Origin of the sequence: Nocardia sp. NPDC050713, from assembly GCF_040654315.1 — a bacterium.
In the GTDB taxonomy this organism is placed as follows: Bacteria; Actinomycetota; Actinomycetes; order Mycobacteriales; family Mycobacteriaceae; genus Nocardia.
The window spans coordinates 108,389-121,241 of the sequence record NZ_JBFAHS010000011.1 but is presented as its reverse complement, the minus strand read 5'-3'; the positions used below and the strand labels follow the sequence as shown (position 1 = coordinate 121,241).

14 protein-coding genes are annotated in these 12,853 nt (G+C 70.2%); 7 read left to right on the top strand and 7 right to left on the bottom strand.

Going from position 1 to position 12,853, the window contains the following annotated elements:
• Positions 1-69: 69 nt before the first annotated feature.
• Entirely contained in the window at positions 70-930 is an 861-nt protein-coding gene (locus AB0H49_RS20925) for a helix-turn-helix transcriptional regulator (RefSeq protein ID WP_357253687.1), read from the bottom strand.
• A gap of 198 nt (positions 931-1,128) precedes the next feature.
• On the opposite strand from AB0H49_RS20925, the gene AB0H49_RS20920 reads away from it, so the two are divergent.
• Positions 1,129-1,446: a hypothetical protein gene (locus AB0H49_RS20920; RefSeq protein WP_354999371.1), complete on the top strand. Its 318-nt coding sequence runs from the start codon at positions 1,129-1,131 to the stop codon at positions 1,444-1,446.
• Positions 1,443-1,760 (top strand): hypothetical protein, encoded by a 318-nt coding sequence (locus AB0H49_RS20915; protein WP_357253685.1) that lies wholly within the window; start codon positions 1,443-1,445, stop codon positions 1,758-1,760. The genes AB0H49_RS20920 and AB0H49_RS20915 overlap by 4 nt, the downstream gene beginning before the upstream one ends.
• Positions 1,761-1,782: 22 nt before the next feature.
• Here the strand turns inward: AB0H49_RS20915 and AB0H49_RS20910 are convergent, their stop codons facing one another.
• Positions 1,783-4,491: an AAA family ATPase gene (locus AB0H49_RS20910; protein ID WP_357253683.1), complete on the bottom strand. Its 2,709-nt coding sequence runs from the start codon at positions 4,489-4,491 to the stop codon at positions 1,783-1,785.
• 244 nt (positions 4,492-4,735) lie between these two features.
• Between AB0H49_RS20910 and AB0H49_RS20905 the strand changes: the two genes are divergently transcribed.
• The gene (locus AB0H49_RS20905) at positions 4,736-5,278 is read left to right on the top strand and encodes a hypothetical protein (RefSeq protein ID WP_354999374.1); all 543 of its coding nucleotides are present in this window, start codon (positions 4,736-4,738) and stop codon (positions 5,276-5,278) included.
• A gap of 53 nt (positions 5,279-5,331) precedes the next feature.
• Here the strand turns inward: AB0H49_RS20905 and AB0H49_RS20900 are convergent, their stop codons facing one another.
• Entirely contained in the window at positions 5,332-6,270 is a 939-nt protein-coding gene (locus tag AB0H49_RS20900) for a helix-turn-helix domain-containing protein (protein WP_357253681.1), read from the bottom strand.
• A 187-nt stretch (positions 6,271-6,457) separates the two neighbouring features.
• On the opposite strand from AB0H49_RS20900, the gene AB0H49_RS20895 reads away from it, so the two are divergent.
• The 4 genes from AB0H49_RS20895 to AB0H49_RS20880 all read left to right on the top strand — a co-directional run bounded on the left by AB0H49_RS20895 (position 6,458) and on the right by AB0H49_RS20880 (position 8,083).
• Positions 6,458-6,883, top strand: a complete 426-nt coding sequence (locus AB0H49_RS20895; RefSeq protein ID WP_357253679.1) for a DUF6010 family protein — start codon at positions 6,458-6,460, stop codon at positions 6,881-6,883.
• Positions 6,884-6,951: 68 nt separating this feature from the next.
• On the top strand, positions 6,952-7,389 hold the full coding sequence (locus tag AB0H49_RS20890; RefSeq protein ID WP_354999377.1) for a phage holin family protein: 438 nt from the start codon (positions 6,952-6,954) through the stop codon (positions 7,387-7,389).
• Positions 7,386-7,826, top strand: a complete 441-nt coding sequence (locus tag AB0H49_RS20885; RefSeq protein WP_357253677.1) for a DUF3618 domain-containing protein — start codon at positions 7,386-7,388, stop codon at positions 7,824-7,826. Before AB0H49_RS20890 ends, AB0H49_RS20885 begins: the two co-directional genes overlap by 4 nt.
• Complete coding sequence (locus tag AB0H49_RS20880) at positions 7,823-8,083, top strand: DUF4235 domain-containing protein (protein ID WP_354999379.1); 261 nt, start codon at positions 7,823-7,825, stop codon at positions 8,081-8,083. The genes AB0H49_RS20885 and AB0H49_RS20880 overlap by 4 nt, the downstream gene beginning before the upstream one ends.
• A 23-nt stretch (positions 8,084-8,106) precedes the next feature.
• On the opposite strand, the gene AB0H49_RS20875 is transcribed toward AB0H49_RS20880, so the two are convergent.
• From AB0H49_RS20875 to AB0H49_RS20860, 4 genes are all read right to left on the bottom strand, one after another.
• A complete protein-coding gene (locus tag AB0H49_RS20875) occupies positions 8,107-8,724 on the bottom strand; it encodes a TetR/AcrR family transcriptional regulator (protein WP_354999380.1) in 618 nt (205 codons plus the stop codon).
• Complete coding sequence (locus AB0H49_RS20870) at positions 8,721-10,340, bottom strand: FAD-binding oxidoreductase (RefSeq protein WP_357253675.1); 1,620 nt, start codon at positions 10,338-10,340, stop codon at positions 8,721-8,723. Before AB0H49_RS20870 ends, AB0H49_RS20875 begins: the two co-directional genes overlap by 4 nt.
• A 78-nt stretch (positions 10,341-10,418) precedes the next feature.
• A complete protein-coding gene (locus tag AB0H49_RS20865) occupies positions 10,419-11,351 on the bottom strand; it encodes a short-chain dehydrogenase/reductase (protein WP_357253673.1) in 933 nt (310 codons plus the stop codon).
• Positions 11,348-12,826: an NAD(P)/FAD-dependent oxidoreductase gene (locus AB0H49_RS20860; RefSeq protein WP_357253671.1), complete on the bottom strand. Its 1,479-nt coding sequence runs from the start codon at positions 12,824-12,826 to the stop codon at positions 11,348-11,350. The genes AB0H49_RS20865 and AB0H49_RS20860 overlap by 4 nt, the downstream gene beginning before the upstream one ends.
• Positions 12,827-12,853: the final 27 nt, after the last annotated feature.

Below are 12,853 nucleotides of genomic sequence, written 5' to 3'. Positions count from 1 at the left end.
CGCGGTGACGGGGGGGACCTTGGAGTACCCATTCTTCCGGCGCGACAGTCGCCGGAACACCGCAGAACGCTAGCTCATCCGGGCGACGATCTCCTCGATCAACGCGACCGAATCGCGCGGACTCAGCGCCATCGCCCGGAGCTGGTCGAAGATCACCCCGAAGCGGCGGACCTCGTTGTGGCCCTCCACGAGTGTGTCGCCCGCGATGCCCTCCACGTACACGAGTTCGTTGTCATCGGGATTCTCGAAGTCGAGCAGCGTGAACGAGCCCGCCATGCCGGGATGAGCGCCCGCGTTGAACGGAAGGATTTGCAGGATCACGTTCTTCCGCTTGCCCTCCAGCAACAGCTTCTCCAGCTGCCCGCGCATGGTCTGCTGGCCGCCGACCTCCCGGCGGATCGCCGCCTCGTCCAGCACCACCCACAGTTCGAGCGGTTTCTCCTTGTCCAGCACCGTCGCACGGTTCAACCGGGCGTGGACGCGGCTTTCCATGATCGCGGTCTCGACCTTCGGCATGGACGTGTCGATCACCGCGGCCGCGTACTGCTCCGTCTGCAAAAGGCCTGGAATGTAGGAGGTTTGGTAGTGGCGGGCCGACAGTGCCTCGGATTCGAAGTTGATGTAGGCCGCGTACACCTCGGTGAGATTGGCCTCCCAAGGCCGGGACATGCCGGGCTTCTGCGCGTCCGACAGGAGCTCGAGCGCGTACTTGCGCCGGTCGGGATCGACCTCGTAGATGTCGAGCAGGGTGTTCAGCGTACGGCGCTGCGGACGGGCCTGGGCCTGTTCGATCCGGTACAGCGTCGTCACGTTGATCCCGGTGCGGCTGCTGACTTCCTCTTTGCTGAGTCCGACTTTGTCGCGCATCTCGGTCAGCAGCGCCGCGAGTCGGCGCAGGCCGGCGGTGAGAACCGTGCGCTTGCCCGCCATACCGCAATCCTTTCGTGGTGACAGCGCATCAGCCTACCGTCGTGTTCTTCGTGTTTTCGGCCGTTTTCGGCGCGTTCGGGGGTTGCGCGGCGCCCGTTCGTCGCGCTGTTCGACGCGGCGACGCCGGAGGGGACGCTCGTCGATCGGCTCGTCGCGCTGTGTCACGTCGGTATGCAGCGGCTGGACCACGATCGTGACGTGACCCGGATCCTGTTGCGCGACAACTCGATCGACCCCGGCGTTCTGGAGGTGTTCCAGCGCGAGGAGTACGGCGTGGTGATGTCGGTGGTGACGCGGGCGCTGGCGCAACTTGCCGGCTCGGGCGGCGGCGAGCAGGACTGGACGGCCACGGCCGCGGTGCTGGTCGGCGCCCTCGCGCACTACTGGCTGATCACCGACATCTTCGACGGCGAGCACCCGGCGTCGGTCGACGCGGACCGCTACCTGCGTGCCACTGCGGAGCTGGTCGCCGCCCGGCTGGACCGGGCGGGCCACCGAGGAGAGGAAGCACCGTGAACACACACATCACCGTCATCGGCGGCGGCTATTTGGAACAACTCCCAGACGAACGCGGCCGAGAGGCGGCCGGTGTCGGCGTCGTAGGTGACCACGCCGCAACCGCGAAGAACCGTACGGGCGCATTGGATCTGCCCGGCAACACCTGGCGTGACCGTCCCGCCGTCGATCGGGGCGGCGACGTCTATCTCACGGGTGACATGGTGGCGGCACCTGGCATGCGCGCCGAGATCTCGATCAACAGCGCCTTGCTCGCCGCGCGCGGGGCGACGGCCGCTCTGCGATCCGGCGCCTCGGTCGTAGCCGAACCGTAAGCCGGTTGAGGGTTCCGCTCGCCTAGCTCAATTCGCGATCCAGCTCGCCGAGCTTGTGGGCGATGCCCGCGCGGCCGCTCAGGTCGAGCTTGCGCAGGATGCGGCTGAGGTGGTCCTCGACGGTGCGTGGGCTGAGGTAGAGCCGCTGGGCGATCTCCTTGTTCGGGTGGCCGCGCGCGGCCAGTTCGGCGACCTCGCGCTCGCGCGCCGTCAGCGCCGTCGCGCCGCCGGGGGTGCGGCCACCGGCGAGGCGGCGCTGCAGCGAGGTCGTCGCGACTACCAGCTGGGTCGCCCCCGCGGCCGCGAACGTCTCGCGCGCGGCGACCAAGCGCCGGGTGGCGACGGCGAAATCGCCGCGGCGCCCGGCGATCTGCGCGGCGAGCAGCACCGCTTGCGCGCGGTCGACCGGCATATCGGCCCGATCGAACCACCCGAGGCAGGCCGTGACCGCGGCTTCCGCCGAGTCGAGATCATCCGTCGCGCAGCAGTATTCGGCGCGAGCCGACGAAGCGGCCGCCAGCTGACTCGGCAGCCCCAGGTGGGCGGCCGCCGCTTCGGCCCGGCTGACCAGCTCGTCCGCCGCGGCGTGATCCCCGCCGCCCAGCGCCAGATTCGCGTACCGCGCCAGCTGGGTCGGCTGCATGGGCCCCGGCCGGTTGTCGGTCACAGGTGGGACGCCAGGTTCGATCACGCCGAGCCGGACACCCACCTCGTGCACCGTCATCTCCACCACCTGCCGCCACCAACGCATCACCGGTCGCGGCTGGTCGGCGAGAATCGTCCACTGCCGCAGCACGTCCTCGCGCGCCGCGGTCAATTGCAGCGCACGGAGTTTCAGCGCACCGGCGAACGGGATCAGATCGCCGTAGCCGAACCGCCGCGCCATGTCGTCGGCGTCCTCGGCGGCGGCCAGCGCCTCGCCGACGCGGCCGTGCTTCATCAGGCAATAGGCGCGCACCGTGTGCAGTTCGGCCAGCGCGTAGCTGCGCCCGAAGCGGCGGCTGACCTGCACCGCGCGGTCCAGATGCGCCAAACCTCTCGCGTGCGTGTCGAGGAAGTACGCCGCCCAGCCCAGCGCGGGCGTCGCGTGCACCACTTCGCGCAGCCGGTCGTCGTCGAGACGCTCGAATGCCAGGTCGGCCTGCTCGAAACCCGCGCGCGCCGCTCCGATACGCAGTTCGGCCACCGCGCCGAGGCAGCGCAACGCGGTCGCGGCCGCGCCCACCGCAGGGTCGGTGATCGCGTCGGAGGCGAACAGCGCGTCCAGCCGCGCCCGTCCCTCGACGTCCTGATGGTCCTGCAACTCCAGGATGGCCAGCTCCAGCTGGACGGGCCCGTCGCCGGGCAGCAGCGGCAACTCGGCGGCCGCTGCGAGCAGGGCCCGCGCCAAGTCGACCCGGCCGAGCATGCGTTCGCAGCGCGCCGAAAGCAGCAGCGCCTCCAGCTGATACGCGCCCGGGCGAGCGGTCAGCGGTTCCAGCGCCTCCCTGGCCCGCGCACCCGCGCCCGACAGTAGGAGCGCGCGTCCGAGCAGCAGCCTGTCCTCGGGCGGTTCGGGCTGCGCGCCCGGGGCCGCGCGCAGGGCGGCGGCGATCCACCGCGCGCTGGTGGCGGGCGAACTCGGCAACACCTGCGCCGCTGCGCCTTTCAGCTCCGCCGCCGCGACCGGATCGATGCCGAGCAGGCCGAGCTCGAGGTGGCGGGCGAGGGCGCGCAGGGCTGCGCCCCGTTGCCGGAGCAGCACCGCCGCCCTGCGGTGCGCGGCGGCCCGCCAGCCCGCGCCCGCCAGCCGATGTGCGGCCGTGCGGATCAGTGGATGGCCGAACGTCACCGACGAGCCGGTGACCTCGACCAGCGCCCGCCTGCTCAGTTCGTCGAGCGCGGCGGTGACCGCGTCGATCGGCAATTCGGCTGTGGCGCACAGCATCTCGAGATCGGCGTGCGCGCCGCACAAGGCGATCGCCTGCGCGACGAGTCGTTCCCGATCCGGCAGCTGCGCGAGTTCGGCGCGCAGCGTGCGATCCAGACCGGGGTAGTCGCACTCGGCCGGGTCCTCGCCGCTGATCGCCCGCTCCACTTCGTGATCCGGGAGGTCGGCGAGCAACAGCAGGTAGAGCGGATTGCCGTGGGAGGCCGCGAGTAGCCGAACGCGACGCGCGGCGGTCACGTCCGGCAGCAGGGCGGCGACCTCGGTGCCGGTGAAGGGCGGCACCCGCACCGAGCGGGTCGCGGCGCCGGTCGCGGTCAGCACCCGGGTGAGCGCCACCGGACACTGGCCGGAGCGATAGGCGAGCAGGAGGCGGAAAGTCGGCGCGGGGCGGTTGCGGACGAGGTAGGTCAACACGCGGACGGATTCGGCGTCGAGCCAGTGCGCGTCATCGATGACGAGCAGTGTGCCGGTCGCCGCGAGGTGCCCGCGTAACGCCCGGCCGAGCCGGTTGGCGTCGCCGTCGGGCGGCACGTCGGTCAGGTCCGCACCCGCGTCGGCGAGCCGTTCCAGCACATCGTGAACGACGTGCAGCGGTTGCGGCTGCTCGTCCTCGGTGGCGGTCACCGCGAGCACCCGCCAGCCGCGGCGGGTGGCAAACGGGGCCAGCGCCGCGAGCAACCGGGATTTGCCGATACCCGCCTGACCGTCGACCAGCAGCACCCATGGCCCATCGGGCGATTCCAGGGCGGCGGCGAGCGCGGCGAGCTCGGCGCGGCGTCCCACGAATGCGCGCTCGACCATGATCCTCCGCCGACTTCCGGCAAACCTGCCGCGAAACAACCCCGGGCGAGCTTAACCGGTGCCGTGCCGCCACGGGGGAATCCCGTGTTTTCCCGGATGCTGACCGCGCGATTGTGCGATTGGGTGTTCGAGGCCGATCGCGACCCTCCGGGGGATGCGCCGAAGGGCACGGCGACGGCCGGAGTTCGGCGCCACGAGGGGTACTCCGGTCGGCCGCCTTCGCATCGACGAGAAAGTGACACGAATGAGATTCGTTGGTTCTGGCATCCGCACGCGGCTGCCGCTGGTGCTCGCCACCGTGGCCGCGTTGGGCGCGCTCGGCTGTTCGGCGGTCGAGAAGGGCGCCGACATGGTCCAGGATGCCGGGAAGTCCGACACCGCCCGCGCGAACGTGGGCGACTGCATCAACGTCATCGAGGGGTCGATGATCGACTCGAAGACGGAGCCGGTGGACTGCTCATCGGACCAGGCCGTGTACAAGGTCGTGCAGGTCTTCGACGACAAGACCGAATGCCACGAGGACTACACCTCCTACGAGGAGACCCTCAACGGCGGCACCACCGCGTTCCTGTGCCTGGCCCCGAACTTCAAGCAGGGCCTCTGCTACAACGAGAGCATGATGACCGGCTACAAGTACGTGGCCTGCACCGCCGCGGAGGCCAGCTTCAAGGTCGTGCAGCGCATCGACGGCCAGGCCGACGAGAACCTGTGCGGCGAGGACGCCGACAAGTTCCTCACCTTGTCCGAGCCCAAGACAACCTTCTGCCTGGGCAGCCCGAAGAGCTGACCCGGGCCAACCTGATCGGCCGCACCACTTTCGGTGCGGCCGTTCGGCTTTCCTCAGCGAAAGGCGCGCCGGTAGGTGTCCGGACTGACGCCGGCGGTGCGCTTGAAGCGTTCGCGGAAGGCGGTGGGCGAGCCGAAACCGACTTGGGCGCCGATCCGTTCGACGGTGTGGTCGGTGGTCTCCAACAGGTGCTGGGCCCGGTGTACGCGGGCGCGGTGCAGCCATTGCAACGGTGTGGTCCCGGTCTGCTCGCGGAACTGCCGCAGCAGCGTGCGGGTGCTCGTTCCGGCCTCGGCGGCGATGTCGGCGAGGGTGAGGTTGCGAGAGAGGTTGTCCTGCAACCACGTCAGCAGCGGTTCCAACGCCGAGCCGCGCGGGGTCGGGGGGAACGACTGGATGATGAATTGGGCCTGCCCGCCTTCGCGCTCCAGCGGCATGACCGACAGCCGTGCCGCGTCGGCGGCGACGGCCGAACCGTAGTCGCGCCGGATCAGGTGCAGGCACAGGTCGAGCCCGGCGGCCGCGCCCGCGGAGGTGAGGAACTGGCCGTTGTCGACATAGAGGACATCGGGATCGACTGCGATGTCGGGGTGGCTCGCCGCGAGCGTGTCGGCAGCGAGCCAATGCGTGGTCGCCCGCAGCCCGCTCAGCACTCCGGTGGCGGCGAGCGGGAAGGTGCCCGTGCAGATGGAAGCGATCCGGGTGCCCGCGGCGGCGGCCGTCCGCACGGCGTCGGCGATCGCGGGCGAGAGCGGCCCGGTGGGGTCGGCGACGCCGGGAACGATCACGGTGTCGGCGCCGGACAACCCCTCCAGCCCCCACGGCGCCCGCAGGGTGAACGCGCCCGCGTCGACCTCGGGCCGCTCGGCGCAGACCCGGACCTGATACCCGGGGCGCCCGTCCGGCAGCCTCGTCCTGGTGAAGACCTCGATCGGGGTGGACAGGTCGAAGGGGATCACCCGGTCCAAGGCGAGGACGGCGACCACATGCATGGCTACAACTTAGCTGAGCAACGGTTTGCCGCCACCGGTTCCGACATGGCTGAATGCCGGGACGAACGAGCTCATCGGCTGGTGGCGATTTTCCGTTGGTGTGTGGCCTGAATGTCACTGGGCGGCGCGGGACCGATTGCCTAACTTCGGTGGCGACCTCGTTCGCTCGCCCAGGAGTCGTCCCACCATGACCTACCTCGCCCCGCTGCTCGTCGGCGTCGTCTACATCACGCTGATGTCCCTGATCCACGAACCCCATCGCCGCCACTTCAACGCCATCATGGTCGCGGGCGCGGGCGCGGCGTATCTCAGCGGCGGCGGGTTCGCCGCGTGGGAGTTCGCGTTCACGGCGGTCGTGACCTACTGCGCCTACCGCGGTCTGCGGTCGTGGACGTTCATCGGCATCGCCTGGTTGCTGCACACCGCGTGGGACTTCCTGCACCACCTCCAGGGCAATCCGATAGTCCCCTTCCTGCACGACTCGTCCCTCGGCTGCGCCCTCTGCGATCCCGTCATCGCCCTGTGGTGCCTGCGCGGCGGGCCCGATGTAATCGCCTGGGGGCGCAGCCGGATCCGCGCGCTCGTCTCGCGGGAGCCGGTGCGCGCGTCATAGCGTGCGCGCGCACCGTTTCACCTGCGTTTCGCCGGGTAACCGGCCACCGAACGGGAGGTGAGAGGCACATGACCCATACGACAGACGCGCGGCCCGTGGCGTCGCAAGCGCGACCCGCACCGGATACGCGTTCGGTCGCCGAACTCGTCGACGATGCGACCACGCAACTCACGCGGCTGGTTCGCGACGAAATGCAATTGGCCCGGCTGGAGATGCAGGACAAGACGAAGGGCATCGCCAAGGGCGCCGGCCTCGCGGGGGCGGGCAGCCTGCTGGCGTTCTACGGCGGCGCGGCCTTGATCGCGGCCGCGGTGCTGGCGTTGGCGATCCCGCTGCCGGATTGGGCGGCGGCGCTGATCGTCGGCGTGGCACTGCTCGCCCTCGGCGGCGTGCTGGCGTTGGTCGGCAAGAGGACGGTCACCGAGGCCGCGCCGCCGGTGCCGAGCGAGGCCATCGAAGGCGTCCGCGACGATATCGAGGCCGTGCAGAAGAGGAGCCGACGATGAGCGATGTCGGGCGACCGAACATTCCGAACGGATCCGAGGCCCTGCGCCGGGATCGAGACCAGGCGCGGCAGCAACTCGGCGAAACGGTCGCGGAGCTGACCGGCAAGTTCGACATTCCCGGCCGCGTGGAGGACAAGGCGCACGAGACCGCGGACGCGGCGCGCCACCGGGTCGCGGACGCCAAGCAGCACGCGCACGAGACCGCGGACGCGGCGCGTCACCGGGTCGCGGACGCCAAGCAGGCCGCGCACGAGACCGCGGAACAGGCGCGCGCCCAGGCCGGGCATCTGGTCGACCGCGCCGCCAAAGTGCCGGAACCGGTGATTCACAAGGGCAAGCAGCTGGTGGGCGCGGCCCGCATGCGGCCCGCGCCGATCGCGGCGGCCGCGGTCGCCGGTGTGGTGTTGTTCTGGTGGATGCGGCGGAGGCGGGCATGACGACGCTCTACAAACCCCTCGGCATGATCGTCGGCGTGCTCGGCGGCGTCGCGGCCAACACGGTGTTCACCCAGGTGTGGCGCCGGGTCAGCGGCGAGGAGCAAGCGCCGAGCGCCACGGCGCGCGAATACGGCTGGCGCGAAGTGCTCGTCGCCGCCGCCTTGCAGGGCGCCATCTTCGGCTTGGTCAAGGCCGCCGTGGATCGCGCGGGCGCGACGGGATACCAGCGCCTGACGGGCACCTGGCCGGACAAGTAGCGAACCCGGCGAATCCGCGCGAGTCAGCCGCGCGGATTCGCCGGTGCGCGAAGGGCTTCGAACAGGCGCACACAGCGCGCCGTCATCTCGTCGGGGGAGTGGTGCGGGTGCTCGCCCCACCACGAGACGACGGTGGACACGATGCTGAACCAGATCGCCAGCAGCAGCGAGTGATCCTCCGGGTCGGTCACCGCGGCATCGGCGAGCACCTGAGCCGACCCCTCGGCGCCCATGGCGTTCAAGGCTTTCTGATAGCCGCGCGCCAGCTCGGCCGCCGGACCACCGGCGGGCAACGTGCTGTCGTAGATGATCTTCCAGTTCTGCACCCGCCCGTCGATGGCGGTGAAGATCGCGGCCAGTGTGGCCAGAGCCTTGCCCTCCGCTCCCGAAACGGCCTGTGCCGCGGACACCGCCGCGACCAGCCCGTCGCCCGCGCGGCGTACGCAGGCGGCGTGCAGACCGTCGCGGGACTCGAAGTAGTTGTAGATCAACGGTTTCGACACACCGGCCGCGGCCGCGATATCGGCGACCGAGGCCTTCGCGTAGCCGCGGTCGCCGAATTCCACGGTGGCGATATCGAGGATCTGCTGCTCGCGCCGTTCCCGTGGCACGCCTTTGGTGCCCGCCTTGCTCAGCGTCATGCGCCACCACGCGCGATCGGATCGATCAGCACGCCGGGGTTGAGGATCCCGGCCGGGTCGAGCGTCGACTTCGCCGCGCGCAGTGCGGCGGCGAACGGCTCCGGGCGCTGCCGGTCGTACCACGGCCGATGGTCGCGGCCGACCGCGTGATGGTGGGTGATGGTGCCGCCCGCTGTCGCCAGCGCCTCCGAGACCGTCGCTTTGATCTCGTCCCACTGCTCCACGGTCCGCCCCCAGCGACCCGCGGCGTAGATGCCGAAATACGGTGCGGGGCCGTCCGGATAGACGTGGGTGAACCGGCAGCTGACCACTCCCGGCACGCCGAGCGTCTCGAAGGCGGAGGTCGCCGCTCGCAGCACCGCCGCCCGCAGATCGTCGAAACGGTCCCAGGTGCAAGCGGTTTCGAAGGTCTCCACGATCATGGACTGCGCCGCGAGGGCGTCGCGCTGGTAGGGCATGCGCAAAAAAGAGGAACGCCAGGTGTCCGACGCGCCGCCGCTCGCCTTCCGCTCGGCCGCGTCTGTGCTGCGCACCCCGTCGGGGAACCGGCCGCCGTGATCGCGGCAGATCCGCACCGCCCATCGCATCGGCTCGTCGACGGGCTGATCCGCCGACTCGAAGCCGAGCACCAGAACGCCGCCCGCGGAACTGGTTCCGGCGTTGAGGAACGCCTCCACCGGATCGAGCAACCGGCAGTTCGTCGGGAACAAGCCGGATTGGGCGATGGTCCTCGTCGCGGCGACCGCCTGGGCGTAGTCGTCGAAGACCACCGACGCGCCCGCCCGCCAGCGCGGCCGGTCCTGCAACCGCATCCACGCCTCGGTGATCACGCCGAGCGTGCCCTCGGAGCCCAGGAACATCCGGTCCGGCGACGGCCCCGCGCCGGACCCCGGCAGTCTGCGCGATTCGCTGACGCCGATCGGTGTGACGACCCGCATGGACTCGACCAGGTCGTCGATGTGGGTGTAGACGGTCGCGTAGTGCCCGCCCGCGCGGGTGGCCAGCCAGCCGCCGAGGCTGGAGAACTCGAACGACTGCGGGAAGTGGCGCAGCGTCAGATCGTGTTGGCGCAGGGCGTCTTCCAAGGCGGGCCCGAGGATACCCGCCTGGACGCGCGCGGCTCGGCTCGTGCGGTCGATCTCCAGCACTTGGTTCAGACCGCTCAGATCCACCGCCACTGTCGCGGGATATTCAGCGGCGCAACGAGGTTCGACGCCGCCGACCACCGACGTGCCGCCGCCGAACGGAATCGCCGCCACCCCGGCGTCGGTGCACCAGTCGAGGACGTCGATCACGTCCCGCTCGGTGCGCGGGCGCACGACCTGATCGACCACGTGGTCGACGCGGCCGAGGAGGTTGCGCACCACGTCGCGGAAGGCCTGTCCGTGCGAGTGCGTCACGCGGTCGACCGGATCCTCGGAGGCCAAGGGCGCCAACGCGTCCGGCACCCGCACCCGCGGTGCGGGCAGTTCCAGCGAGGACGGATCGGGCGCCTCGTGCACGGTGAGGTCCGCGCCGGGCAGCAGCGCCGCCACCCGGCGCGTCAACGCCGCCCGCTCCTCGCCGATCACGGCGCCCGCCACGGTTCCCCAGCCCCACCACGATCGCGTCGCCATCCGCGTCCTCTCCACGATTCGAATTGACCCGATAGTAAATTAACTATGAGTCAGTTCACAACCGTGTGGTCGAGGCAGTCAGGTCGGGTTGGGATTCCGTTCCGACCGAATGCGCTGTTCCAGGCGGTTCGTCAGCGAGCGCACCCGCTCGTCGGCGCTGAGCTGCTGATCGAGAACCACGTTCAACGCGCCGCGCAGCATGGCGTACGGCTCCCAGCCCGCGGGCGCTATCGTGCGCGGCGCGCGCCTGGCGATGCCGTCGGCGAGGGACGCGGCGGCCTCGGCGGCGCTGATCCGCTTGTTCAGCGGCCACGGCAGCAGGTCGCCGAATTCCGCGCCCATGTCGTCGTCATCGAGCGTGCCGTGGGTCATCGCGGTATCGACGACGCCGAAATACGCGACGCCCGCGGTCGCGCCCGAGGCGGCGAGCTCGACGCGCAGCGCCCTGCCGAACTGCTCGACGCCCGCCTTGCTCACCATGTACGGCGAACCACCCATCCCCGGCGCGAACGCTGCGCAGGACGACACGACGACCACGTGCCCGCGCGCGGCGACGATGTCGTCGAGAGCGGGGTGGACGGTGTTGAAGACGCCGGTCAGGTTCACGGCCAGGACGCGGTCGAAGTCCGCCGGATCCATCAGCCGGATGCTCGACGGTTTCGGCACGATGCCCGCGTTGGCCACGACGACGTCGATGCCGCCGAAATGCTCGCGCACCCGGCCGATCGCGTCCCGCATGTCCGCGCGATCCGCCACGTCGGCCCGCACGCCGATCGCGCGCCCACCGAGACGTGCCGCGGCGGCGGTGGCCGCCGCGCCGTCGATGTCGACCAGCGCGAGCCGCGCGCCCCGCTCGCGCAGCAGCCGGGCGAGGGCGAACCCGATGCCGGTCGCGCCGCCCGTGATCACCACGACCTTGCCCGCGACGTCGTACTGCCCTTGATCACCCGCCAACGCGGCGGGAACCGCGCGCAACAGCTGTCGCACGGTATGGAAGGTGTTCGCGCTCATCGCAGACTCGATTCGTAGGACTCGGCGTCGAATTCGGCGACGCGACGCCGATACTGGAAGCTCCAGTCCGGATACAGACCGGCGTTGCGACCGTCGGCGGTGGTGTAGTAGCTGTCGCAGCCGCCCTTCAACCAGACGGTCTCCCTGCTGCGTTCCTCCATCTCGTTCAGGAAGGACCGCTGCACGCCCGGACGCACCTCGACGCGCCGGATACCCTTGTCGCGCATCGTCTTCAGCGCGTCGACAATGTAACCGATCTGCCCCTCGATCATGTAGATGGCCGACTGATTCCCTGCCGCGCCGAACGGCCCCAGCGTGCAGAACATGTTCGGGAACCCGGCGGCGGCCGCCCCGAGATAGCTGCCGGGACGATCCCGGTACGCCTCGGCGATCGACCGGCCGTCCTTGCCGACGATCCGCTCGTACAACTGCGGCAGCGAACCGAAACCGGTGCCCCACACGATGGTGTCGACCGGGTATTCCGCGCCCGTGTCGGTGACGATCGAGTGCGGCCGGATCTCCGCGATGCGCTCGGTCACCACCTCCACGTTGTCCCGGGTGAGCGCCGGATAGTACGCGTCGGAGAAGATGGCGCGCTTGCAGCCGATCATGTAGTCGGGAGTCAGCTTCTCGCGCAATGCGGGATCGCTGACCTGCCGGTGCAGCTGCCACCGCGACAGCGCCTGGAACGGGTGCCGGAACCGCCGGTCCACGAAACCGACGAGCCCGAAGCTCTCGATGCCCGCGAAGTACGCGCCGCGGATCGCCTTGCCGAGCACCGGCATTCGTCGCAGCAGCGCCCGCTCGACGGCATGTGTCCGCCGGTCCATCCGGGAGACGATCCACGGCGCCGAGCGCTGGAACACCGTGAGCCGCCGCACGATCGGCTGAATCTCCGGAACGAACTGCACGGCGGACGCGCCCGTCCCGATCACGGCCACGCGCTCGCCGGTGAGATCGTGTTCGTGATCCCAGTGCAGCGAATGGAACTGCGCGCCTTCGAAATCGCCGATACCGGGAAAGTCCGGAATCTTGGCCTCGCTGAACGGGCCGACGGCCGAGATCAGCACTTCGGCCGTGAGCTCGCCCCGTTCCGTCTCGATATGCCAGCGCAGCGCGGCCTCGTCCCACTCCGCGCGGACCAGCGGAGTGTCGAATCGCATGTGCCGCACCACATCGTGGCGCTCGGCCACCGAGCGCAAGTAGTCGAGAATCTCCGGCTGGGTTCCGTAGGTGCGCGACCAGTTCGGATTCGGCGCGAACGAATACGAGTACAGGTGCGAGGGCACATCGCAGGCGCAGCCCGGGTAGGTGTTGGCCTGCCAGGTGCCACCCAGCTCGCTCGCGCGCTCGAGCAGGACGAAGTCGTCGAAGCCCGCTTCGCGCAGCTTGACGGCGAGGCCGATGCCCGCGATGCCCGCGCCGATCACGACGATCGCGCGGTGCTCGGGGTCTGTTCCGCTGGGTGCGGCCATGAAGGGTCTTCCTTTCCGAAACGGGCG